The 23,418-nt window shown below is 65.8% G+C and carries 18 protein-coding genes and 3 pseudogenes; 13 read left to right on the forward strand and 8 right to left on the reverse strand.

All coding sequences use genetic code 11. The features are described from left to right. Positions 1-519 precede the first annotated feature (519 nt). The 5 genes and pseudogenes from ABZ192_RS41660 to ABZ192_RS41680 all read left to right on the forward strand — a co-directional run. A pseudogene (locus ABZ192_RS41660) lies at positions 520-1,756 on the forward strand (IS110 family transposase). 457 nt (positions 1,757-2,213) lie between these two features. Next, positions 2,214-2,600, forward strand: a complete 387-nt coding sequence (locus tag ABZ192_RS41665; RefSeq protein ID WP_356929665.1) for a hypothetical protein — start codon at positions 2,214-2,216, stop codon at positions 2,598-2,600. Then, positions 2,600-3,277 (forward strand): hypothetical protein, encoded by a 678-nt coding sequence (locus tag ABZ192_RS41670; protein ID WP_356929666.1) that lies wholly within the window; start codon positions 2,600-2,602, stop codon positions 3,275-3,277. Before ABZ192_RS41665 ends, ABZ192_RS41670 begins: the two co-directional genes overlap by 1 nt. Before the next feature lie 21 nt (positions 3,278-3,298). Beyond that, positions 3,299-3,727 (forward strand): SLATT domain-containing protein, encoded by a 429-nt coding sequence (locus ABZ192_RS41675; RefSeq protein ID WP_356929667.1) that lies wholly within the window; start codon positions 3,299-3,301, stop codon positions 3,725-3,727. A 291-nt stretch (positions 3,728-4,018) separates the two neighbouring features. Next, positions 4,019-4,272 (forward strand): annotated as a pseudogene (locus ABZ192_RS41680) (GntR family transcriptional regulator); the annotation flags it as partial. A 101-nt stretch (positions 4,273-4,373) separates the two neighbouring features. Here ABZ192_RS41680 and ABZ192_RS41685 read toward each other — a convergent pair. Further along, on the reverse strand, positions 4,374-5,129 hold the full coding sequence (locus tag ABZ192_RS41685) for a HEPN domain-containing protein (RefSeq protein WP_356929668.1): 756 nt from the start codon (positions 5,127-5,129) through the stop codon (positions 4,374-4,376). 3 nt (positions 5,130-5,132) lie between these two features. After that, on the reverse strand, positions 5,133-6,203 hold the full coding sequence (locus ABZ192_RS41690; RefSeq protein ID WP_356929669.1) for a DUF262 domain-containing protein: 1,071 nt from the start codon (positions 6,201-6,203) through the stop codon (positions 5,133-5,135). An 884-nt stretch (positions 6,204-7,087) separates the two neighbouring features. Here ABZ192_RS41690 and ABZ192_RS41695 point away from each other — a divergent pair. Further along, a complete protein-coding gene (locus ABZ192_RS41695) occupies positions 7,088-7,438 on the forward strand; it encodes a hypothetical protein (RefSeq protein WP_356929670.1) in 351 nt (116 codons plus the stop codon). A 1,480-nt stretch (positions 7,439-8,918) separates the two neighbouring features. On the opposite strand, the gene ABZ192_RS41700 is transcribed toward ABZ192_RS41695, so the two are convergent. Beyond that, a complete protein-coding gene (locus ABZ192_RS41700; protein WP_356929671.1) occupies positions 8,919-9,533 on the reverse strand; it encodes a hypothetical protein in 615 nt (204 codons plus the stop codon). Positions 9,534-9,631: 98 nt separating this feature from the next. Here ABZ192_RS41700 and ABZ192_RS41705 point away from each other — a divergent pair, with 98 nt between their 5' ends. From ABZ192_RS41705 to ABZ192_RS41715, 3 genes are all read left to right on the forward strand, one after another. Next, complete coding sequence (locus ABZ192_RS41705) at positions 9,632-10,777, forward strand: helix-turn-helix transcriptional regulator (protein ID WP_356929672.1); 1,146 nt, start codon at positions 9,632-9,634, stop codon at positions 10,775-10,777. Positions 10,778-10,791: 14 nt separating this feature from the next. Next, on the forward strand, positions 10,792-11,373 hold the full coding sequence (locus tag ABZ192_RS41710) for an HD domain-containing protein (protein WP_356929673.1): 582 nt from the start codon (positions 10,792-10,794) through the stop codon (positions 11,371-11,373). A 168-nt stretch (positions 11,374-11,541) separates the two neighbouring features. Beyond that, a complete protein-coding gene (locus ABZ192_RS41715; protein WP_356929674.1) occupies positions 11,542-11,868 on the forward strand; it encodes a hypothetical protein in 327 nt (108 codons plus the stop codon). Between the two features lie 416 nt (positions 11,869-12,284). Here the strand turns inward: ABZ192_RS41715 and ABZ192_RS41720 are convergent, their stop codons facing one another. The 3 genes from ABZ192_RS41720 to ABZ192_RS41730 form a co-directional block, all read right to left on the reverse strand. Then, positions 12,285-12,695 carry a VOC family protein gene (locus ABZ192_RS41720; protein WP_356929675.1) on the reverse strand — a complete coding sequence of 137 codons (411 nt, stop codon included), beginning with the start codon at positions 12,693-12,695 and terminating at the stop codon, positions 12,285-12,287. Between the two features lie 358 nt (positions 12,696-13,053). Continuing rightward, positions 13,054-13,245: a hypothetical protein gene (locus ABZ192_RS41725; RefSeq protein ID WP_356929676.1), complete on the reverse strand. Its 192-nt coding sequence runs from the start codon at positions 13,243-13,245 to the stop codon at positions 13,054-13,056. Positions 13,246-13,992: 747 nt separating this feature from the next. After that, positions 13,993-14,505, reverse strand: a complete 513-nt coding sequence (locus ABZ192_RS41730) for a GNAT family N-acetyltransferase (RefSeq protein ID WP_356929677.1) — start codon at positions 14,503-14,505, stop codon at positions 13,993-13,995. A 571-nt stretch (positions 14,506-15,076) separates the two neighbouring features. Here ABZ192_RS41730 and ABZ192_RS41735 point away from each other — a divergent pair. Continuing rightward, a pseudogene (locus ABZ192_RS41735) lies at positions 15,077-15,304 on the forward strand (adenosylhomocysteinase); the annotation flags it as partial. Positions 15,305-15,334: 30 nt separating this feature from the next. Here the strand turns inward: ABZ192_RS41735 and ABZ192_RS41740 are convergent. Continuing rightward, a complete protein-coding gene (locus ABZ192_RS41740; RefSeq protein ID WP_356929678.1) occupies positions 15,335-17,050 on the reverse strand; it encodes an ABC transporter ATP-binding protein in 1,716 nt (571 codons plus the stop codon). Then, on the reverse strand, positions 17,047-18,867 hold the full coding sequence (locus tag ABZ192_RS41745; RefSeq protein ID WP_356929679.1) for an ABC transporter ATP-binding protein: 1,821 nt from the start codon (positions 18,865-18,867) through the stop codon (positions 17,047-17,049). Before ABZ192_RS41745 ends, ABZ192_RS41740 begins: the two co-directional genes overlap by 4 nt. A 76-nt stretch (positions 18,868-18,943) precedes the next feature. Here ABZ192_RS41745 and ABZ192_RS41750 point away from each other — a divergent pair, with 76 nt between their 5' ends. The 3 genes from ABZ192_RS41750 to ABZ192_RS41760 all read left to right on the forward strand — a co-directional run bounded on the left by ABZ192_RS41750 (position 18,944) and on the right by ABZ192_RS41760 (position 23,327). Continuing rightward, complete coding sequence (locus ABZ192_RS41750; protein ID WP_356929680.1) at positions 18,944-19,837, forward strand: helix-turn-helix domain-containing protein; 894 nt, start codon at positions 18,944-18,946, stop codon at positions 19,835-19,837. A 1,324-nt stretch (positions 19,838-21,161) separates the two neighbouring features. Further along, positions 21,162-21,500, forward strand: coding sequence for a hypothetical protein (locus tag ABZ192_RS41755; RefSeq protein WP_356929681.1), 339 nt, complete (start codon positions 21,162-21,164; stop codon positions 21,498-21,500). A 297-nt stretch (positions 21,501-21,797) separates the two neighbouring features. Then, positions 21,798-23,327 (forward strand): hypothetical protein, encoded by a 1,530-nt coding sequence (locus ABZ192_RS41760; RefSeq protein ID WP_356929682.1) that lies wholly within the window; start codon positions 21,798-21,800, stop codon positions 23,325-23,327. Positions 23,328-23,418: the final 91 nt, after the last annotated feature.

The raw sequence follows: 23,418 nt of genomic DNA on the forward strand, positions 1-23,418 counted from the left end.
GAAACCCGAGACGACATGCACGACGCGTTCCTCCAGCTCGCCCAATGCATGATCCTCGCCCGCAAGATCCCAGCATTCTGAAAGGACCCCTAAGGCGGTCGATCGTGTGTTGGCCGAGTGGGGGAACGCCTGCGGTTCTCCTGGCCGCTGACGCCTCACGGAAGAGCGGCACCCACACAAGGCCCGTGGAACGTGACGGCCGCGTGGACACCGGGCAGATGCCTACTGCGCTTCTGGCTCAAAAGCCTTGAGACAGAGCGGCACACCCGGTGTCCTCGGACCATCACGACTTCACACCACAGCCGCACAACCCCACGCGGCTGGAGTGGGAGCCAACCCGGCAGAAGGAACCTCTTCTTCGCTCCGCGAGCCAGCGAACTCTTCGTGAGGCAGAGGATCTGCCGGAAACCGGTGCCATGAACGGCTGGTGAGATGGCGGACGGATCAAGTCCTGGAATTAGGTCGCCGCATGGCCCGCACAGGCTCCGCACCCGGCAGCGCCGACGCAGGAAGGACGCCGTGAAGATCTTCTGCGGGATCGACTGGTCCGAACAGCACCACGATGTGGCTCTCATCGACGAAGCCGGCACCCTGCTCGCCCGTCGCCGCATCACCGACGAAGCCGCCGGATACGCTCAGTTACTCGACTTGCTCGCCGAACACGGTGACACCCCGAGCCAGCCCATCCCCATAGCGATCGAGACCAGTCGTGGGCTGCTGGTCGCCGCCCTCCACACCGGACGCCGGCAAGTCTTCGCGATCAACCCCCTCGCCGTCGCCCGCTACCGAGACCGCCACACCGTCTCCCGCACCAAATCCGATCCCGGCGATGCCCTGGCCCTGGCCCACATCCTGCGCACAGACATGCACCGCCACCGCCCCCCTACCCGCAGACAGCGACAAAGCGAGAGCCATCACCGTCCTGGCCCGGGCCCAGCAGGACGCCGTCTGGAACCGACAGCAGATCGCCAACCAGATCCGCTCGCTGCTGCGCGAGTACTATCCCGCTGCCCTGGATGCCTTCCACACCAGAAAAGGCGGCCTGTCCCGGCCCGACGCCCGAAAAGTGCTGACGATGGCACCCACTCCGGACCAAGCCGCGCGACTGACTCTCAGCCAACTGCGCGCAGGTCTCAAACGGGCCGGCCGCAGCCGCAACATCGACACAGACGCCCGGCAGCTGCACACCCTCTTCCGCACACCCCGGCCCCGCCAGCCCGCGGCAGTCGAACGCGCCATGGGACAACAACTCCTGGCCCTGCTCATCCAACTCGACGCGGCCTGCCAGGCCACCGACGACCTCACCACCGCAGTCGCAGAACACCTGCGCACGCACCCCGACGCCGAAATCCTGCTCAGCTTCCCCGGGCTGGGGCCACAACTAGCAGCCCGCATCCTCGCCGAAATCGGAGACGACCGCGCACGCTTCACCAGCGCCCGAGGCCTGAAAGCCTATGCAGGCTCCGCCCCCATCACCCGCTCCTCCGGCAAAAAACGCTACATCGGCCGCCGCTACATCAAAAATGACCGACTCTGCCACGCCGGACACCTCTGGGCCTTCGCCTCCCTCAGCGCCTCCCCCGGAGCCAAAGCCCACTACCAGCGCAGACGAGCCCACGGCGATTGGAACGCAGCCGCCCAACGCCACCTCTTCAACCGCCTCATCGGCCAGCTCTACCACTGCCTCCAAACCCGACAGCCCTACAACGAAGACCGCGCCTTCCCCCCACCGCCCCTTGACGCCTTAACGCCGTGAGATGTCTGTCTCCGCCCCGCTCCAGCCCGGCCGGCGCCCGCGCCGCGCGCACAGCATCCAGCCACCTGACGTCAGAGAAGGGGTACGTCGTGGCTGGGGCGGTCGGCTGCACGGCTTTAGGCAGCCACTTTGGCGCGAGCCTCGAAGATCATGGCCCCAACGTCGTGCTTTACCGGGCAGGTCCACAGACTGCCCGACGCGCCGGAAGCTTACGGGGCCATGATCACTCGCGCCAAAGCAGCTCCAGCCCAAAGCCGTTCCACCGACCTAGTCGTGCTCGAGATGCACGCCAGTTGACGCCGACATAAAATAATAGATGCGCACGACTGGAAGGGAGAGCCGTGACGTGACTACATCATCTCTCCTTACCTTGTATCGAGGCCAGAAAGAATGGTTCTCGGACATGGATATTACTGCGCCCTCATTGCGGGTTGATTTTGGCGGGAATCCGCGAATAATGACCGAACAGACACTAAAGCTCCTCCAAGGCTTAATGGAGAAGACAGCTTTGGGTATCCCAGGAGCCCGCGACGCACTGGAAAACGAGCTACTCCAGATACAAATAAAGAAGTATAGGAACCCATTCGTGTCATGTAGTCGCCTGTGGTCAATCGCCGAGGGGTTCGCAAAGAAGGGTGATACACCAGGATTCGTCCTCACCATTCATGGTGAATGCGACGCTGGCGTGGACATCTCCGAACTTAGAGCCAAGTATCAACTCGGCGGCGATGCGGTTGATCACTTGGAGGAATTCGGAATACCGAGACGCCTCGGACCACCGTTCGTCGTGAAAAAGGTTCAGAAGGTATACCCGTTCGGTCGAGCCGCAGAGGACGTTTACTAGTGAGAGTTCCAACAGTCAATCAGCCTGAGGAATTCTTCTATTTCACTTGGGCCATAGAGAACCTGTACGCCACGCAAGGTCTGGTGGAGTTCCTGAACTATGCGTCATATTCTCTGGAGGATCATGCAAATCACGCCAGGCTGTTGATTGGAAAAGCCCTCGAAGCCGAGACTGTGCCAGCCTCCCGTTTGGCACAAAGTGCGGGTGAGCCAATAGGCAGCGAGCCATGGTGGACACCTCAGGTCGATAGCTCTGCGCCGTCCGCCCATATGCGCTATGCCGATCTCTTGGAGGCGGGCCCGGAACAGGTACTGAGCCACCCTGACTCCTACTACGAAGCGGACGAGCAGATTTACACCCCGCGCCTTGATGATGCCGCCTATCGGTTGATGCTGACCAGCTTCCTTGGCGCCTTGATCGGCGACAAGACATCAATTCCGTGGCTAGGCGTTCTCATGCTGCGCGGCCCAAGCAACAGACAATTGTGCATATCACATTTCATGACGTTGGTTACACGAGGGAAAATCGGGTGGGCGGTCCATGAAATCCCATCACGCACACCTATCCTCAATTGGGCGCGCACGGCACTTAAATATCACAACCCGGTAGAGCCGACGTTTCCATTCCCTGACATAGTGCGGCTCTACATTGAGCTCTCTCGCACGGGAAAGAGCTAATTAGCAGGCGGTCGAGATCTCATGAATCAAGATGGGGCGCTTGCCTATATCGAGGGGGAGCTAGATAAGCAGGTGAAGAGCTTCAAGTCATCCAAGCAATTTTTCCGCACCGTTTCCTTGATTGAAACAATCTCGGCTGCAACGCTAGGCGCCTTGACGACCCTGTTCATTGCACTGAGCGAAGCATTTGGATTGACTTGGTTGAAAGTGGCCTCGCTTATTTCAGCCTCTCTAACTACCGTTGCGGCAGCTTGGGTCGGCTGGTTCTCAAGCCGTCCAGCTTGGGTGAGTAAACAGAAGGCTTTGAATGATCTTTACGCCTTGAAATCCCGTATAACTTTCGAGAAGGAAGCCGAAGTAGTGACTGCCGAGAAGATTGAAGAATACAGGGGTGATCTCCAGAAAGTTTTACACCAAGCCAATGCCGAGTGGGAGCAGCTTCATATATGACGGGCACCATCAGTCTTCTCAGCCAAAAGGATGCAGTACCGCCGGAACCCGTCTGCGCCCCCAGACACGAAGACCCAGAGGTGCCGTGCGCGGTCAGTCGTTAGTCAGCCTGGCTCTGCGGCGAGCAACTTCGTGTGCCGCATCTCTCCTGCTGGTCCTCGTCCAGGCTTCGCGGGCGAGGGCTGCATGCTCCGATGTCGCCACCAGAGAGCCCCAGCTTCCCAAGCTCATGGCACGCAGGGCAATTTACTGACCAGCTCACGAGGCTTCCCCGACCGATGTTCACCAGCCGGCACGATCGTCACCCATCCGAAGGAAGGGCGACACGCCGCGAGAGGTGTCGTGGCAGGCATCTGCCGAGACGAAGCCGCTGCTTGGCATCCAGAGGGCCGCACTCGTGACGCACACGCGGCGGACGTAATACAGCGACCAGGGCCCAACTCATGGAGACGGCGGACATCGTTGTGCCCGCAGCGCACTGCGAGATCGTCTACGCGACCCCGCCCTCATGCCCCCCTGCCGTGCTCGGTAGAACAGGAAATTAAGGGAAGGACGCACAGACCGGAGTCGTTTACATGCGTTCCCGGGCATGTGGAGCAGCGGATCGCCAGGTTGACGGGCCCCGCTGCGCGGCTATACCCAAATTTCATCTAGACCATTGGCCAGGAACCCGGCCACTAGACCGTGCATCCTCCTCAACCCGGTCCTTAAGAACCTGATATACGGCGTCAGCAAGATGTCGCGTGAAATGCACATTAAAGCGGATCTCGGTCGGCGACGACGGGATTCGTGCACCACTGTGTGCGACGATATTGCGCAGCCCTACCAACTCACCGAGACGCTCCTGCAGGTCGCCTAGTGCTATACCGGATAGTTCCGCCCTAGCGGGTTCCGCGTAATACGCATCAAAATGTTTTGAAATTTGCATCCATGGCTTCTCAACTCCAACGAGCTTCATTAGCTCGGCGACCGTATCAGGTCCCGGATTACCTCCGGTCTCAATTGCCTGTCCTGCGCTGATTTTACCGGTAGCTATCCCCTGTGCCGCTACCCTCCCCTCGTTGATCCTTTCCATCTGGTCGCGCAATTTGCCGAATCTTTTCGCCTGGAGAGCGGCGTTCATATTTTTCGTAATTAACAGAAGCTGTAGCCGCTCCGGAAGATCCCAAAGAGTAAATTCTGGAATTGCTTCTCCATGCTTGTCCAGCGCATACGTGACTACGTCCTTAATGAACTCCTCAAATCGGGCACAAAGAAGCACTACTGCTCCTGCGAGCAAGGGGCTTGTGCTTGGCATCTTGGGCAAATAGGAGAACGCTGGATGGCGCAAGCTGATGGACTCGGCGAGATCTAGCATATCTTCGACGTCGTCGAGCTGTCTTCCGAATTTCTGAGTCGGCATTCGCTACCTCGCGACACTTTCAATCATCGCAACAACTGCGTTTACGCGCGACATCAGATGGTGCTTGCTAGTTGGTGTGAGAATCGCCCGAAACTCTGGATCAGTAAAAAGGTTGCGCATACCTAGGCGAATCTGTGCTGCATTTTGATCAATCTCACGGGTGGAGAAATTGCGGACCGCCAACATCTGGGCGTCATATAGAGGAGTGAAGAATCTCGATTCCGCTTTTTCTTGCCCGGGCAGCCATCGCCTAAACACCTCAGCCCCAAAGGCTGTTAGGCATTTATCTAGACTGGTGACGAATGATTCTCTGTACTTTTCGATTTCTGCAGGCGAAGATTCATTCTTGCGTTGCAAGTAACGTGTCAGCGCCTGAGGCGACGGCGTTGAATCCGATGCTTCATCAGTGAGCCAAAAGTAACGCAGAATCAGCTCCGCGTCACGCATGTGTCTGACGCCTCCTGAGCTCATGCCAAGAGCGCGACGAAAATCTTCACTTTCAGCAAGTTCGACCGTCAGCGAATTGAATGGCCCCTGGTGTATAGCATTTCTAATCTCCTGTGTCGTTAGCTGAGTGCCTCCTGTGTTGAGTCTGGAGAAAACAGCAGTTGTCACATCAGAGGTGGAGGTGGCAGCCACAATTACCGCACGCATCGTGCACATGAGTAGGTGCCGCTGCATGCGGTGGGGGAGCTCTTCGAATGTAAGCCCGTTAGCCGACGCTAGACTTTCGAGGCCCTGAAGTGGGTATTCTCCTTTTACGTAAGAGAGCACCGCGTCGAGGCGCTGAGTCCCGTCAAGAACCGAATATTTATAGGTGTCGGGGTCCTCTGCAAAAAATAGGGGAGGTACGGGAATGTTCAGTAGAAGTGATTCGATAAATTGAGAATTCTGAGAGGATGTCCAGACTTTTCGGCGGGCGAAGGATGGAATTACGAGATCCCCTTGCTCGAAAATCCGCACCAACGAATCGATGCTGAAATCCATTGCGCCGGTCCTGATGTCAGCCTTGGCGATTTGCCAATTTTCCTGAATTTCTTCACTCGTGAGCTCTTCACGGTCTTGCCCTTGCATGACGTCCCTTCTCGCTACAGTCATTGCCCGCTCGGTCGAGGGCCTCTGGCATGCTATCGACGCGTGCTTTGATCAGCCTCGTCTTCGTCACAAAGGCTCGTGCGGCACAGCCCGCGAGCAACAGCCCCTCCGCCCCACCGCTGCCCTCCCACGCTCCGTCAACGCCCACACCGTGGAGCAGGCATGGTTCCGGGGTGTCCAGGTGGAGGGTGCCACTGTGCGAACGATCTTGGCGCTTCTGACCCGCGTCTGCTCTGCCTCGCTCTACTGAAGGTAGCCAGTGACACCAGCACGCCCGATATCGTGAGGGCGAGTGCCGGTGAGTCGCTGGGCCAGGTCGCAGCCGCGACGAGTCGTCCGCTGTCAGAGTCGGAACGGAGGCAACTCACGCCGGAGGCACGACACGAGTACGACGTGTTCCATAGAGTTGCGCACCACAACCGCACCAGGTTGAGCGGGGAACAGCAGGAAACCACGGCGACTGCCGCGGAGGCCCCCGAAGCAACATCCAAGCCGTTGGCCCAGGTCAGTCCATGAATCGCCCCCGAATGATCGCAGCTTCCCAAGCTGAGGACTCTGGCATCGTCGTGGCGGGCCGGCCGTCGTGGCTCGCTGTAGTCGACGTCGCAAGGCAGGCGCCGCGTAACCCCTCCTACTCGGCACACGGCAGACACAGACGCTGGGTGTGGAACGTCCGGGCGCCCGCTCGGCCTTGCCGACTCTGCTCCTCCAGGACCAAGACCGCTTCGGCGTGATCGTGGCCGACGGCTCGCTGCTCGTCCGGCCTACGTGATCCAGTTCGAAAAGGAGCGAGAGCGGCAGCGGGACCGGCGCACCGCTCTCACCCTGGCAATCCTCGGAATCAACTTCTACGGAGCGACGGTATGAGCACCCATCCCGAGAGCACCCCGTCCCCGTCCGTCGTGAGGCTGCTCCCGTTCTCGGGACCCGAGGGCAAGCGAGCGCACCTCATCACCGACGGCACACCCACCCCGCTGTCCCTCCTGGCCGATTGCATGGAGGAGCAGCAGATCGAGACGGCCGCGGTCATCGTGATCCTGGCTAAGCCGATGGTCGAGGACACGGCGAGCCTAACGACAGCCGAACTCCGCTGGGTCACCCGCCGTTTCGAGAGCCTGACGGACGTCCTGAACATCTGCGAGAGCCGGGGCCAGCGCATCCCTGAGTACGCAGAGCCGGAGCGTCCCGCCGTCGAGACAGACAGCATGGACTAGCAACACCACACGCGAGGGCTGGTGTGGGACGTCCGCTGTTCCACACCGGCCCGCGACACGAGAGAGCCCGGCCGCTCGTAGGGAGCGCCGGGCTTCTCTACTGGGTTCGCTGCGGTCGCGGAGCCGATCCTTGCAGCTCAGCGGAGTCGGTCCTTCTTCACGACCGTTTGGCACTGGGAGCACTTCAACTGGTTGGTGGTGTACGGCTGAAGCGTGTTCCTGTCACAGACCGGACACTTGTGGCCCTTCGGCACGGCACTTCCTCTCGCGGATGCGCTCGCACCAGAAGCGAGCAACCGAAACCTCATGGTGGTCTGATTTTTTAATTGCGTCAACGTAGCGGTTCTGACCTGCTGGTTTAGAACTAATGCTCGGACGGATCTTCAACTTTGCGCCCCCACATGTAAGTTACGAACAGCCGTGGAGGCCTTGCCGTTCGGGTGGTTCTTCTACTGGGGGCAGTCTGGGACGGTCAGAGCGGACAGCGCCCTCAGTTGGGGGCAACGGTCCCTTCCTGGTGGATCGTGAAGACGAGCGGTTGATCCGAACTGCCATCAGCGTCCCCATAGCCCGCCAGATCGCGGACTATGAACGCCGACTGCGACGCGAAGCTCACGCCCGGAACAGGGCAGCGAAACAAGCTGCCCAGCAGCCATGAGTGTCTAACTGCGTGACAACGCCGACGAACACCAGCGGACGACCGCGAACGTCTGCGGACCATCAGCCCAGGTGAGGGGTAAACCAGCCCCAGGCCGAGCGGCCACCCAAGTTGCTTCGGGACGAAGGGGTCGCTCCGTTAAGGTGCGCGGCATGACCGACGACGCTGCGGTCTGTCCCAAGTGCAGCCAGCCCATGAAGTCTGGTGGCTTCGTCCTCTCCAGGCGGGAGGACGACGTCCGGCGGACCTGCCGGACGTTGTGGAGGTGTAGCGGTCGGCATGTCTGGTGGAACTGGGCCGACCGACCGGATGCGCCTTTGGAGCCCTGCCCCGTGCCGCAGCTCTTCCGCTGACATCCAACGTTGACATCAACGCCCCCGGACGGCGGCGACACTCAGCACCCACGTGCGGCACCAGTGACTGAGGTGGGCCCATTCCAGGGCGAGAGGAGATCGAACTCCTAAAGCGGGTGTCGCAGGTTCGAATCCTGCCGGGGGCACCAGCGCAAAGGCCCCGGACCGATCATGGTCCGGGGTCTTTGACATGTGCTTCTGACATCAACGCGGCCGGTCGAGAGGTCTCGCCCCACCTCGGCGCCCCAGGAGCCGGTGCAACCCCGGGCCGGGGATGTCGAGGCGGCGGGTGCACGCCGTGCCTGTCGGTACTCCTCGTTCAACTGGTCGGCCGTCGTGCAGGGGAGTTCGAGGTTCACGCCCTCCTCGTCCACAGCCATGCACGTCATGCAGGTGCTGCAGTGTTTCGCCAGCCGCGCGTACGCATCCGCCCACGGGGCATCGGCGAATGACGGATACGGCGTGCCGCTCATGCCTCGGGCTCCGTCTCCAGGCAGCGCCGTCCGGCGGCGATCAGCCGGGCCACCGCGAGCGGAGTGCACAGCACTTCGGCCGAGTCCATCGGCACCGACCAGTAAGTGGCCAGCGCCTGTTCCCGGTTCACAGCATCCAGCCGCGGCACTCCCAGGTAGCTGCCACGGCCGAGACAATCCACATCCAGGGCACGCCACGCCTCGGCCATCTGATGCAGCGTCGCCGGCATGGTGGCGGGCACCAGCGCGTAGTACCGCGAAAAGCGAGGGTCACAGATGACCGGCCCGCCACCAAGGGCCTCGGCCAGGAACTCGTCCAAGCAACCGGCCTCGGGGCCGGTGCTCAGAGCGGCCAACAGGCACTCGGGAATGCGTAGGGCGGAAAAAAGCCCACCGAGCGGCAGCATCGCCACCCGGTGCTGCTGCCACTCCCACCGGGCCCGGTCCCGGAGCGCGGGCGGCAACGTCGTCAGCAGCCAGTCCTCCGTCGCGAGCCGACGGTCCGCAGTAGGGTGGATGAGCACACCGGGCCCGGCCCCGATCGGGCGCAGAACGCTGAGTGCGCCTGAGCCTTCCCCCGTCTGGATACCTCCTGCCGTATCGGCGTCCATGGCTGCACCTTCCCTATACGCTGAGTTGCCGAGTCGCTACTGCTCGAACGGTAGGAAACGCCGTTCAGCGGCTGAAGTGACTGGCAGTACAGGTATGGATGGGGCCCACGCGGGGACAGGTGGTCGAGGTGCCGTCAATCCCAGGACGAACCCTGACTGGCGGTCGGGGTACGCCCGCGCGACCCCGAATCGGGGTCATCTCCGGATACACATTCCGGGTCATCCGGGAGCAGCTCGGCCGGACGCAGGACGATGTGGCCGAGCGACTGGAGGTCTCGTCGGACACGATCGCGGGCTGGGAGTCCGGACGCCGGCCCTTGCCCGCGTTGCCGGTCGGGCAGATGCTCGTGCATCGGCACCGCCTCATGCAGATGGGCACTTCCCCCGCCCTGCTTCAGACGATTGAGAGAGCGACAGAGGCCGACGTTCTCCTGGCCGACGCCTTGGACGAGCAGACACCCGCCGACCAGAGCCCGCTCGGGGCATGGGTCATGCAGCGTGACTTGGTCGAGGTCCTCGCATGGCCACTCACCCGAGTGCCGCCACAGCCGGTGCGCGATCTGCCCGCGCCCCGGCGGCCCCGCCGGGAACCCGCACCGTCAGCGCCCGAGCTGCGGGCCACCGACCGGCGCAAGTTCTTCGCACGGATGCGGGACACGGCCGAACAGGCGCGACGCAAAGAGCAGTTCCTGTTACGGCGCCAGGCGCTGTACCTGTCGGGCTACGACGACCAGCCCGACACTCCCGAATGGCTCGCCCACCAGCAGTCCACGGAACGGCCCGGAGGCTGGCTCATCGACTGGCTGAACGCCCGCTCCGTGGCGGCCGTCGCCGCGCGGCAGGGCGACCGCGAGCGGATGGGCCAATTCATCGACACCGTCCTGCTCGACGACGACCGCGGCGAGGCCGCGAACCTGAACTACTGGGCGTACTGGGTGGGCGAGAGCCGCCACCTCGAACTGTCCGACGACTTCATCGCTTCCCGAGAGCCTGGCCCCTGGCCCGGGGACAAGCTGCTCTCCCACCTCGCAAACGGACTGGCTCCTCACCACGGGTACGTCGACCTGAACATCCACTCCCTGTGGTCCCTGCTCGCCATCCGACCGCACCTCCTCAAATCCGGCGCAGCGACCCGAGCCCTGCGCGACCGGCTGCCGGTGATGTTGGATAGCCGGGAGTTGTCGGCTCGCGCTCGCCGTGAACTGGACAGCATCAGGTATGCGATCCGCCTTGCCGAGGCGTGAGAGGAGACTCGACCGTGGCCGAAGAGCTGACGCAGGTGGCGCGGTTCTTGTACGAAGCGGGGACGCTCAAGCAGTCGAAGCGCACCGGGTGGTGGATGGCAGGCGTGCGCGACCCGGAGAGCGTCGCCGAGCACTCCTGGCGCACCTCGCTGATCGCGTCGATCATCGCCAAACTGGAGGGGGCGGACCCCGCCCGCGCTGCGTTCCTGGCCGTCTGGCACGACTCGCAAGAGACCAGGACCGGCGACGTCAACCACCTGGCCAAGAAATACGGCGCCGGCGAAGCCGACCCCGCGGTGGTCACCGCCGACCAGATGTCGGGCATGCCCGAGGTACTCGCGTCCACTGTGCGCGAACTGATCGCCGAATACGAGGCCCGGGAAACCCCCGAAGCGATCTGCGCACGAGACGCGGACAAGCTGGAGTGCATGCTCCAGGGCATCGAGTACAAAGCCCAGGGCTACGAGCACGCACAGCGCTGGATCGACAACAGCCGCGGCCGCCTCATCACAAAGACGGCGAACGAACTGGCCGACCAACTACTGGCGACCGACCCATTGGACTGGCTGCGCAGCACGATGGGCGAGTTGGACTGACTCTTCCGCCCTTCCCCCACCGGCGGCAGAACACTGAACTGCCGCCTTTGCACTCAACGTCGAGTCCCCGCCGACCGTGTCGGGTCCCAGCTGATGCTTGACGTTCTGGTCCCAGGTGATATTTGACAGTGGGCCTAACGCTGTGTCGTCTCTAGCTACCCTCCGGTCATGGAGCAGGACTACCCCCTTGTCCGCGACGTCTTCCCGGATCTCGTCGCAGAGCTGATCACTCTCCTGGAGAACGAAGGAGAACGTGAGCTGGCCATCTGCGCGTGGGATCTTCGTCTGGTTGATGAGTGCCGCTGCGGCGATGGCTCTTGCCAGAGCTTCCAGACCGCAGCTCATCCGCAGGGGCAGCCGTACGGCGCCGGCCATCGGTGCGTCCCGCTCTTGCCCTCGCGAGGCATGCTGTGCCTGGACGTCGTGGATGGCCGGGTCATGTACGTCGAAGTACTCGATCGGCCACTCATGCACCGCCAGAGGGAGCGGCCGTGAGGTCGACCTCGACAACCGACAACTCCACCAGCGCCAATCCCGGCCTCCTGCCACACGCAGCAACGACGCGCACAGAAAAACCGAACACGGCCACTGTCAACCATCAGCTGGGACCGAAGTGTCAAGCATCTACTGGGACCGGACAAGTCCCCGCCGACCGGCTGAGTTACGACCTTCTCTACTGGTTCAAGCCCCGGCTGCGCTCCGCTCCGGCGGGGGATCGGCCGGCACCGGGATGGAGGGGGCGCCGTTCCCGACCGCAGTGGCGTGCGGGGGAGCTCCCATCCCGTCCACCGCCGACCCAGGCAGAGCCGAGCAGACGCGGCCCATGGCGTCCAGGTCGTTCGTACAGTGGCGCGCTGCACCTGGACGCCATGAAGCTGGGGAGAGTGGTGGGTGAGGAAGTGGGCGGCTGATTAGTCGCGCTTGGGCCAGATGGGGCCCTGGTCGGTCCAGATGACGCCTTTGTTGCGGCACAGACAGAAGGGGTGGCCGATCGGGTCGGTGTAGACCTGCCAGCCGTAGCCGTTGGGGCCGATGAAGTCCTGCCTTAGCGTCGCGCCGAGGTCGAGGACGCGGCGCTGCTCGGACTCGATCTCGTCCACTTCGAAGTCGAGGTGGAACTGCTTGGGGTGCTCGCTGTCGGGCCACTGCGGAGCGCGGTAGTCGTCCACCCGGATGAATGCCAGCTCGATCTCGCCGAACTGGATGCCAGCCCAGTTCTCGGAGCTGCCTTCCTTGACCGGACGGCCCGTCACCTCGGAGTAGAAAGCCGCCAGCTTCATCGTGTCCGGGCAGTCGATAATGAAATCGGTGAGTCGCAGCATCCCGCGATCTTGGCACAAGCTCACACCCGACTTCGAGACAGGCCCTGTGTTGGGTTTGTCAAGAGCGCCCCTCATCGCTGACATCAACGGCCGACATCAACAGGGGCGAACGGCAGCGGTCAGCGCCGAACACCGACGGACGATCCACCGAGGCCCAGAGCAAGTTGGCCGACGTCCATGACCTCACATGATCGACCTGGTAAGGATGAGGCCAGACGTGAAGGCCCTAGCCGATCGCGGGGCACCGTCCTCAACTGGTGACTGGTGCCCCGCTGGCTTGCATCGCCCTCTGGGACACCACCGACCTGGTGCGCCAACATCCGCACATGGGGTGGCAACGCACCAGGTCACTGGCGGATCAGAGTGCCATCGCGGCAATCCAGATGAGCATCGATGCCGTGAAGGCGGCACCACCCTTGAAGATCGCATTCACCATCGAGACGCCTGTTGAGCGAGTCATGATCACGGCGATGAGGGCGATGACCAGGGAGAACAACATTCCCATCAGAAGGAGAAGCGCCCTGGCTGGAAGGAAGACTCCGGCACCCACAGGTCCGGCACCTTTCTGAACAGGTGGTCGAACCGCACGCACGAAGGCAGGCTCAGCTCGACCACACGCGAAACGTGGTCAGAACCGAGGCCCTGCCCGGCAGTCGGGGGCTCAGCGACAGATCACTTAGATCTGCTTCCAGCTACGCTCAGCTATCAGGTGCTGAGCAACCCGCAGGCCCACACAGGACCCACCGTGGTACTCCTCAGGGGAGTCAATGAATATGATCTTGCTGACGCTTCTTCGACCTCAGCCCTGCCGGCGCGAGGAGGAGGAAGGCCAGTCCTGATCGTCCGACACCTGGTCGAACCCTTCAGGTAGGGAGCGAGAAAAGCCACCTGGGCTTTCACACCGCTCGTGGGCGAGGGTACCACGAGCGTCAGTGGGCACCATGCCCCTCGCGTGCCCGTGCGGCGAGCGCTTTGCGGGGAACGCCGGGGAACAGCGGGGAGATCCAGGAGAACGTGCAGTTCACCGTCTACCCAGGTCAACCCCAATGCACGTACGCGATCTTCCAAACTGGTGCTGTACAGCAGCGAAGTACTGCAACCCCAGCATCCGGCCCTGCCCGGTAGGGCACTCACACGGCCGTTCCGCGACCGGTATGACCATCAGCGGCCGATCCACATAGAGCTACGGATCAGAAGGTCGCAGGTTTGCTCTCCACCCGGTGTACAAGGAACAGGGCCTCGGAGAAATCCGAGGCCTCTGTTGTTTGGACAGCCAGGTCTCCCCGCCCCGGCTTGGTCAAATCGGGACTGTCACCCGCAGCCGGATGTAGTCATAGCCCAGTGGCCCAGTGCGGCGGGAGCCGTCCGGACGCCAGCCGTGCCGGGCGTAGAACGCCTGCGCCCGCGCGTTGGCCTCCCAGCACTCCAGCACTCCATCGGTGAGCCCGTCCGCCTGCAACTGCCGCACGAACGCCTCGTGCAGCATGCTGCCGACGCCGCGGCCCCAGCCGTTTGGTTCGACACCAATCTGTTGCAACTCTCGTACCGATGCGGCATCGAGGTCGTCGAACTTCGGCGGTCCGGCCATGAGGAAACCGACCACACGGCCTTCGAGGGTGGCAGCGACCTGCGCCCGGCCTTCAGCTACCGCGCGCTCCCAGTAGGCGCTGATGCGTTCCGCACTCGCCAGCTCCTCCGCCGGCACGCCGCCCGTCGTGTAGTACGCCGTGCGGGTACGGGTATGCAGCGCGGCGAGGGCCGCGGCCTCTTCCTCATGGGCCGAGCGGATGCTGATCCGTGTATCGGTCATGCGGACGAAGACGCCCCATGCCGTGACCTGGTTCCGACGCCGCTGGAAGCCGTCAGAAGCGCCCCAGTCGGATGGCTGCGGGAGATCGGTGATGGCAGGCGGCAAAGGCTCAAGTCAGCTTTCGAACAGCCTGGTCAGGTGGTGCCCGCCCGTCTCAGTTTCCGTCTCATTCAGCGCCGTTCACGGCCGTTCAGGCGAGACCCGGAGCCGTCCCCACCTCTCCGACCAGCCGCCCATGAACCCAGGTGAACGCCCTCGCACAGAGCCCACCACCCCACCAACACAGTTGGAAAGCGTGTTGGCCACCAGATCGTCACCCCCAACACTCCCACGACTCGCGCCTGTCGCGGAGAGAGCCCCGAACGGGTAGCTGATGGATACAGGTGACAAGGCGTTCCGCACCTGTGGTGCCTGGTGCTACCGCCATGCCAGCGAGGTGACACGAACCGGGAAAAACATCGCACGTCTCGACCCGACGCCCATATCATCCTCGAATGACCGACGCGTCCGGGGCATTCGCTGTCGCCGCTCTCAGCTTGGCCGTGTCTACGGTGTCACTCAGTTGGCCCAGGTCGTCCTCCTCGACGTCGGCGGCTACTTCGCCCCTGCGCTCGACGCCCAGTGCGGCCATTTCTCCGGCCGGATCCTGGTTGTCGTAGAGGACACCGAGAACGGCCACCGCCGCCACACCGACCATGAAAAGCTCCGCTGCCCTGTGATCTCCGTGGCCCGATCTCGGCTGGAGGACCCCGAGGACTTCCTCGTCGGCCGTTCCGTCGTCTTCTCCACCGAGGCCCTGCGGGCCGCAGCGACAACCCGCACGGCCGTCTCAGTCCCGCGCCGCCCCGGCCCGGGACAGCTCCCAGTACGCGGCGTACCGGCCGGCGCGTCGCAGCAACTCCTCGTGGCTGCCCTGTTCGACCACCCGCCCGGCGTCCAGGAAGGCGACGCGGTCGGCCCGGCGCACTGTCCCCATGCGGTGCGCCACCATCACCACGGTCCGGCCCGCCATCAGATGCTCGATGCCGGCGTGTACGGCTGCCTCGTTCACCGGGTCCAGGGCCGAGGTGACCTCGTCGAGCAGCACGATCGGTGCGTCCTTCAGCAGCGCGCGGGCGATGGAGACGCGCTGGCGCTCGCCGCCCGACAGCAGCACCCCGCCCTCTCCCACGTCCGTCGACCAGCCGCCGGGCAGCCGCTCGATCACCTCGTCGAGACGGGCCGCGGCGGCCGCGGCCCGTACCTCGGCGTCGGTGGCGTCCGGGCGGCCGAGGCGTACGTTCTCCTCGATCGTGCCGTCGAAGAGGTAGACGTCCTGGAAGACGATGGCGATCCGCGCCATCAGCGCCGGGGTGTCCATCTCCCGTACGTCCACGCCGCCGATCCGCACCGCGCCCGCGTCGACGTCGTGGAAGCGCGCGAGCAGCTGCAGCAGCGTCGTCTTGCCGGCGCCCGACGGCCCGACGACGGCGAGCCGCCCGCCCTCGGGCACGGACAGCGTCACCCCGTCGGCGACCACGCGGTCGCCGTGACGGAACGTGACCGCGTCGAACTCGACGTCGTGACCGGCCGGTTCGCGCGGCGCGCGGGGCTCCGGCAGCGGCTCGGTGTTGAGGACGTCGTCGAGGCGGGTGAGTTCGGCGCGGGCGGCGCGGATGCCGCCACTCATCTCGGCGAGGGACAGCAGGGGGTCGGCGCAGCGGGCGGCGAGCACCAGGACCGCGAGCACCTCGGCCGCGCCGATGTTCCCGCCGAGGGCGAGGTACGCACCGAGTGCGAGCAGTGCGGTGAACACCGCCTGCACGGTGACCGCGAGACCCAGCACACCTGGCAGCGCCGAGATGGTGGAGCGACGCGCGGCGCGGTGGAGTTCCTTCAGGGAGTCGTCCAGCAAGCCGAATCGCTCGCCGGTGCGGCCGCCGGCGCGCAGCACCGGTTGGGCCTGGAGGTACTCGATGACGCGGCCGGTGGCCGCGCGCTCGCGTTCCACGCGCTCCGTGTCGGTCGCCGTCGTCGCGCGGGCCGTGTGCAGCTGGACTGCGGCTACCAATGGCACGGCAATCAGGGCGGCAAGCCCCAGCTGCCAGTTGACGGCGAGCATCACGGCGACGATCGTCAGCGGCGTCACACAGGCGGAGATGAACGGCGCCAGCAGGTGCGCGATCACGCTCATCGCCTGCAACACGCCCTGGCTGGCGAGGACGGACACCTCGCCGGTGCGGCCGGGTTGATACCAGCCGATGGGCAACCGGGTGAGGTGCTCGCCGAGACGCTCGTACATGCCGTGCAGCATCGTCGTGCCCACGCGGAAACCGGAGCGGTCGCTGACGTACCGCAGCACCGCATAGACCGCGACCGCCGCGCCGAAGGCGGACAGCCAGGGCCGGGCGTCCTCGGGTGTGCTGCCGAAGAGCGCGCGCAGCACGGGCACCAGCAGGGCGTACGACAGTCCCTCGGCGAGGGCGGTCACCGTCATCAGGGCGACGGTGCGGCGCACCGGCCCGGCGTACTCGGGGCCGAGCACACGCAGCAGTGTGCTGATCATCGGGCCTCTTCCCCTTCCATGGCATCGGCCTCCGTGGCACGGGCCTCCATGACATCGGCTTCCGTGGCACCGGCGTGGATCTTCCAGAATTCGGCGAATGCGCCGTTCCGCGCGAGGAGTTCCGCGGTCGTGCCCCGCTCCACGATCTCGCCGTCGCGCAGCATCACGACGGTGTCGGCGTCGGCGATCGTCTCCAAGCGGTGGGCGATGACCAGCGTCGTCCGCTTCTCCCGGGTCTGCGCCAGCGCCTCGCGCACCGCCTGCTCGGTCTGCGGGTCGGCGAAGGCGGTGGCCTCGTCGAGGACCAGGACGGGGGCATCAGCGAGCAGGGCGCGGGCGATCGAGACGCGCTGCGCCTCGCCGCCGGAGAGGCGGGCGTCCTCTCCGATCACCGAGTCGTAGCCGCGGGGCAGTTGGAGGATGCGATCGTGGATGCTCGCCCGGCGGGCGGCGCGGACGACGGCGTCGCGGTCGGCGTGCGGGACGGCGAGGGCGATGTTGTCCGCGACCGACGCGCGCAGCAGCCGGACGTCCTGGAAGACGAAGGAGACCCGCCGGTACAGCTCCTGGCTGCCCACCTCCCGCAGGTCGACGCCGCCGAGGAGCACGGAGCCGTGCGTCGGGTCGTAGAACCGCGGCAGCAGCTGCACCAGCGTGGACTTGCCGCTGCCGGACGGCCCGACCACGGCCGTGATCGTCCCCGGCTCCAGCACCAGGTCGATCCCGCGCAGCACCTCGCGCCCGGCCGCGGCACCCTCGTACCCGAAGCGGACGTCCCGCAGCTCCACCCGGTGTCCCTCGGGCGCCACCGGCCGCACGGGCTCGGGCAGTGACGGCTCGGCGAGTACGTCCCGGATGCGGCCGACGGCGCGCCGCGCGGCCTGGAGGTCGTCGAAGCCGTGCCCGAGCGCGGCCACGGGCGCGGTCAGCCCGAGGCCGAGGAGCAGGAAAGGCAGCAGGTCCGCCGGGGCGAGCCCGCCGCCGGTGATCCGGTACGCGCCGCCGACCAGCACCGCCAGCAGCACGAACGGCGGCGACAGCGCCACCTGCATCCCGGCGGCGACCCCGGCAAGGCCGCGCACCATCCGGTAGAAGCTCCGGGTGAAGTCGCCCACCGCGGTACGGAACTTCCCGAACGCCCGCTCCGACCCGCCGAACGCCTTCACCACCGCGATGCCCTGCACGAACTCGACCACCGACGCCGAGATCCGCCCCATCGCGGCGTCGAACTCCTTCTGCTCGCGCAGCCGCGCAGGGGTCATCATCAGCGGCACCAGCGCGACCGCCAGCAGCACGGGGATCAGCGTGATCAGCGTCAGCCGCCAGTCCACGGTGAGGAGGTAGCCGAGCGAGACCAGCGGCACCACGAAGGCGGAGACCAGCTCGCCCGGCGTGTGCGCGATGAGCGGGTGCACGGCGCTGACGTCCTCACCCACCAGCTTCGCCAGCTCCCCGGTGCGCCGCCGCGCCAGCCGGCCTATCGGCACCCGCCCGAGCCGCGCGGCGAGTTGCCGGCGCAGCGACAGCTGCACCCGGGTGTCGAGGAGGTGTCCGACGCCGGACGAGGCGGCCGTGAACAGCAGCCGTACGAGCAGTCCTGCCGCGCCCGCGAGCACAACGTTGCGCACGTGCCCGTCGTCGGCCGGCCCCGGCGCCAGCAGCGTACGGCCGAGCTCGACGACCGCGAGGAGCGGCGCCAGGCCGGCGACAGCGCCGATGATCTGCAGGCCGACGACGACGGCGAAGCCGCCCGCGTACGGGCGCAACAGGCGGGCCACGCCCGGTCGTGGCGGCGCGGTGGTTCCGGTGGAAGTCATGCGCTCACCTTCGCCGCGTCTGCGGCCCGCTGGATTGAAGAAATGTTCCGTCCGGGCGGGCCCGTAGCATGGACGCATGTCAACTGCCGTGCGCCGACGCGTCGTTGCCCCCGTGTGGCAGGTCACGCGCCCGGTCCGGCCCAGCCGCGTACCCGGCGTCGTCCTGGCGGGGTTCCGCGATCGCGGCCCCGCTCCGGTCGACCACCGGCTCGACCCGCACCCGGTGCTGACGCTGGCGCTGGCCTGCGGTGAGGCGGCGCTCGGCATCGACGAGTCGACGGGGCGGCAGCACCGCGGCAGCCTTGTCACCGGGCTCGGGTTCGGCGTCGGCGGTGCGGCGCGGGTGCGGGCCGCGAACGTCGAGTGGATGCAGGTGCGTCTGTCCCCCGCCATCGCGCGCGCCGTGCTGGGGGTGGGCCCTGCTGAGCTGGAGAGTTCCGTGGTGGCCCTGGACGACCTGTGGGGAGAGCGGCGGGCGGCCCGGCTTCGCGAGCAGCTGGCCCAGGCCGCCTCGTGGGAGGAACGCTTCGCGCTCGTCGAGGCGTCCCTCGCCCGGCTGTCCGCCGCGGGGCCCGCCATCGAGCCGAAGCTGGCCTGGGCCTGGGACCGTATCGTCGCCGGGCACGGCCAGGTGCGGGTCGAGGGGCTGGCCGACGAGCTGGGCTGGAGCCGCAAGCGCCTGTGGTCCCGCTTCCACGCGCAGCTCGGCCTGCCGCCCAAGCGTGCCGCGAAGCTCGTCCGCTTCGACCGGGCCGCCACCCGGCTGGCCGGGGGCCAGGAGGCGGCCAGGGTCGCGGCCGAGTGCGGCTACGCCGACCAGTCGCATCTGCACCGGGACGTCGTGGCGTTCACCGGTGTCACCCCCGCGACCGTGGCCGGCCAGTCGCTCGTCACGACGGCCGACATGGCGTGGGTGGACCACGTGCCGCGCCTCTCGGCACGAGGGGGCAATGCCGCGACCCGGGCATGACCATCTCACTCCGACTGCGCTACCACAGGCCGGTGCTCCTGTGAGACCCCTGTGGGCGAGCGCTCGAGTCACGGGAACCGACGACCGCAAGCGGTGGACGGGATGGGAGCCCTTACGCACGACTACGACTTCGAAGCCCACGGCCGCAGGATGCTCGCAACCCTCGTCCGCGTCCCCGAGATCGACGGCACCCTACCCGGTGAGCAAGCGGAGCTTCCACCATGATGAGGCGTATGGATCTTGGAGGGATAGCCGCCGTAGTCGCAGCCGGGGTCACGGCTTTGGGACTTCCAGCGACATATCTGCAAGCCAGAGCAGCCCGACGCGCTGCGGACAATGCAGTGGAAGCAGCGAAGATAGCCGCTCGTGCCCTACACGCCGAAGCGCGTCGCACCGCTCAGAGACAGGCCTACGTAGATCTTCTCGCAGCATCAGATGGGTTCGAGAAGGCCGCCGTGGGCATGTCATGGCGTGCATCGCTTCCGCCAGGGTCCCCAGCTCGTGAGGAGGCAGAGACCAGGCTGAACGACGCGCACACTGCTCTGGGCAAAGCCGCCAGCCTGGTGGCATTGGACGCACCCGAGGCGGTCATCCCGCTGGTGGAACGCCTCAAGCATGTTGCTGATGTGCTTCTTCTCTCTTCCCAGAGCGAAGAAGACGACGAGTGGCCAACCGACGACGGGATGGTACTCGGCAGCTATGTTCCCGCACTGTACCGACGTGCTCGGCGAGTGTTCGTAGATCATGTGCGACAGTCCCTCAACGCTGATGTGAGGCAAGCGAGCGACCAGCCCAGGAGACCTCAGCAACCCTGGTGCCTGTAGTTCGCGACGAGGAGACCACTCGGAGGGCTGCGGACTATTTGTGGACAGAGCCCGACGACAGATCGCCTCGTACGGTCGTGACCTGCGTGTACGCACGGGACCGAAAGGCCCTCCGGAGCCGTGTACAGGGCGGAGGCCGAGATCGGGCTACGTCAGCAACTGCTCCGAGGGCGTACACCTCCCACTTGCTCCAAGAACCGCTTGTGGCGGGTTTGTACTTCGGCACGCAGCGTGTCGCGGTCAGCGACATAGAAGTAATGACCGTCCGCTGTGATGTGGACCAGGATGACTCGGCTACACGTCCATCCGCCCGCCCGGCCGCCTGGCCGGTTCTATACGCCCTGGTCACCGTGACGGTGATCGCTCTCGGCGCGAGCCTGATCGTCGGCAGCGGCAGAGCCTGACCCGGATTCCCCCTCGGGCCGCTTTCCCCGCTCGTGCCCCACGCGAGCCCTGCACTCCGTACAGTGGGCATGCCGTCACTGTCCGAAGGGGGATGGGTGAGTTCAGCCAGCGAGCCGTCCGACGTCTCAGCGCTGCCGTTCTGGGTGACGTACGACGAGGAGGACGCCGACGACGGCGACTCCATGGGCCTGTTCGGCGGACGGGCCGGGGAGGCCCGGCTGCGGAGCGTGCCGCTCGGGCCGCTGCGCAAGAACCTCGCCGAAGCCGTGGACGCCCTGCAGCAGGTTTTCACCGAGGCCGCTGCCCGGGGCGGGCCCCTGCCGCTGCGCGAGGCGCACCTGTCGTTCCAGGTGACGGCGAGCGGCGGCGTGCAGTTCATCGGCGGCGGGCAGGTGCAGCGGGGCCACGGCGTCGTGCTGGTCTTCAAGCAGTGACTGGTGGGTCGTGGGGCGATACAAGGCGTTGCTCATCGGGGCGGGGGCGTACGAGACGTACGGCGTGCCGCCTCTGCCGTTCATCTCGGATGATGTCACCCGCCTCGCATCGGCTCTGCGCGGCAGCGGATTCGACGAGGTGGAGGCAGTCGCCCGGCGCGGGGACGGCAAGCAGATCTCGGCGAACTTCGTCAACGGCCAGGTGAGCGGCTTCCTCAGACGCGCCCATGCCGGCGACACCCTGGTCATCGCCCTCAGCGGGCACGGGGTACACACGCCCGGGGCCGGGACTACCTCGTGCCCGAGGACATCCATGAGGACACGTACCCCTTCGAGTCAGGGTGCGTGGCCATCGACTGGCAGGAGCATCTCGAAGAGACCCTCGCCGGGCACGTCGTCTTCCTGATCGACGCCTGCCGCGAGGGCATCGAGCAGGAGTCCATGGGGCTGGCGGGCGTCCAGCACTGGGGCGAGCAGAAGGTCGGCGCAGCGCTGCGCCGGAAGGTGGCCCGGGTCTACGCCTGCTCACCGGGTCAGCTGGCCCTGTTCGTCCGCCCGCGCGACACGCTGGTCGACCCCGTGCCCGGCATCGGGCCCGGCGAGTCGTTCAGCCTCTTCTCGCGGTCGGTGGCGGACGTGATCGCGGCCCGGCCGCAGGCACAGTTCGACCTGGCCGCGTTCAAGCGCGAGGTGCAGGACCGTATGACCCTGCTGCACCGCGCCTACCGCAAGCGCGGGCCGTCGCAGACCCTGCGGATCGACACCGACATCGACAGGGAGGAGTTCCTTTTCCTGCCCGCGCGCCGCTCGTCGATGCCGCGGCCTCCCAGACCCGTGACCGCCAACCGACCGGGCTCCGCCACCCGATCCGAGCCCACGGCGATGGGCGTCGGGGCGCCCGCCCCGACGGTCGTCACCCGCGGCGTGCGGGACGCGCCCGTGCCGGGCAGCCGCCGGCCGGGCCTGCCCAAGGAGCCGGCCGCGCCGCGCACTTCCGCGGGTGCCGGCGGCGCGAGCGGCCCGCGGCTGCGTGTGCCCGGCAGGAAGCTCACCGAGCGAGAACGCGTGCTGAGGGACGCCAAGCGGTCCGGGAGGGAGCTGGACCGCTTGATGAGGGGCGGTCGGAGGTATGCATGGGCACGGATCGGCCTGCTGGTCGTCACCGTGTCGGCCCTGATCGCCGGAACCGGATACGCGCTCTGGGACTCCCGGGCGGACGCCGACGACCGCGGCGCCCAGGCCGACGACTCCCGCTCGGCCTCCCGCTCGGCCTCCGGCTCGTCCTCAACCAACAGCTCCCCCTCGGTCCGTACCTCCGATGCGGCACGGACCGGGAGCCAGGAGACCGCCCCCTCTCCGCCGCCGGCCACCGTTCCCGATGTGGGCTACCAGTCCGCGAACGAGCCCGACGTCATGAACCTGCCCCGCTGCACCACGACCGGCTCGAGCGGACCGGTCACGGCCCAACTGCGGTCGCAGCGCAACAGCTACGGCCTGACGGACGGCCCGGTCCTCGTCTTCACGGTCAAGAGCACGTCCGAGTGCCGGATCAACGTCACACCCCGGCTGGTCAGGCTCACGCTCGCCTCCGCCGGCGACGAGCAGCCGCTGTGGGACTCGGCCGGGTGTGCGGCCAAGACCCCGGACCGCTGGATCGCCGTGTCACCCGACTCCGCGGCCACCGTCACCTACCGCTGGAACCGCCGCCGCGCCACCTCCTGCACCGAGACGACCAGGGCACCCGCCGGGACCTATCTGGCCACCGGCACCCTCTCCGCGCTGTCGTCCCTGCGAGTGCAGACCAGCTTCGTGCTCGAGGACGACTAGTAGTGCTTCGTTACATTGAGTGATCTCGGCTGATCGTGGGCAGCTTCCCGGAGTGAGGTTGGGGGAAGTGGAACGGCTCCGGGGCGAGTTG

The organism is Streptomyces sp. NPDC006235, from assembly GCF_040613735.1.
GTDB lineage: Bacteria > Actinomycetota > Actinomycetes > Streptomycetales > Streptomycetaceae > Streptomyces.

Coding starts and splice junctions, on each gene's coding strand:
- ABZ192_RS41665 (WP_356929665.1), top strand. CDS start 2,214: ATGACCGAACAGACACTAAAGCTCCTCCAAGGCTTAATGGAGAAGACA.
- ABZ192_RS41675 (WP_356929667.1), top strand. CDS start 3,299: ATGAATCAAGATGGGGCGCTTGCCTATATCGAGGGGGAGCTAGATAAG.
- ABZ192_RS41685 (WP_356929668.1), bottom strand. CDS start 5,129: ATGCCGACTCAGAAATTCGGAAGACAGCTCGACGACGTCGAAGATATG.
- ABZ192_RS41690 (WP_356929669.1), bottom strand. CDS start 6,203: ATGCAAGGGCAAGACCGTGAAGAGCTCACGAGTGAAGAAATTCAGGAA.
- ABZ192_RS41695 (WP_356929670.1), top strand. CDS start 7,088: ATGAGCACCCATCCCGAGAGCACCCCGTCCCCGTCCGTCGTGAGGCTG.
- ABZ192_RS41700 (WP_356929671.1), bottom strand. CDS start 9,533: ATGGACGCCGATACGGCAGGAGGTATCCAGACGGGGGAAGGCTCAGGC.
- ABZ192_RS41705 (WP_356929672.1), top strand. CDS start 9,632: ATGGGGCCCACGCGGGGACAGGTGGTCGAGGTGCCGTCAATCCCAGGA.
- ABZ192_RS41715 (WP_356929674.1), top strand. CDS start 11,542: ATGGAGCAGGACTACCCCCTTGTCCGCGACGTCTTCCCGGATCTCGTC.
- ABZ192_RS41720 (WP_356929675.1), bottom strand. CDS start 12,695: ATGCTGCGACTCACCGATTTCATTATCGACTGCCCGGACACGATGAAG.
- ABZ192_RS41730 (WP_356929677.1), bottom strand. CDS start 14,505: ATGACCGATACACGGATCAGCATCCGCTCGGCCCATGAGGAAGAGGCC.
- ABZ192_RS41740 (WP_356929678.1), bottom strand. CDS start 17,050: ATGATCAGCACACTGCTGCGTGTGCTCGGCCCCGAGTACGCCGGGCCG.
- ABZ192_RS41745 (WP_356929679.1), bottom strand. CDS start 18,867: ATGACTTCCACCGGAACCACCGCGCCGCCACGACCGGGCGTGGCCCGC.
- ABZ192_RS41750 (WP_356929680.1), top strand. CDS start 18,944: ATGTCAACTGCCGTGCGCCGACGCGTCGTTGCCCCCGTGTGGCAGGTC.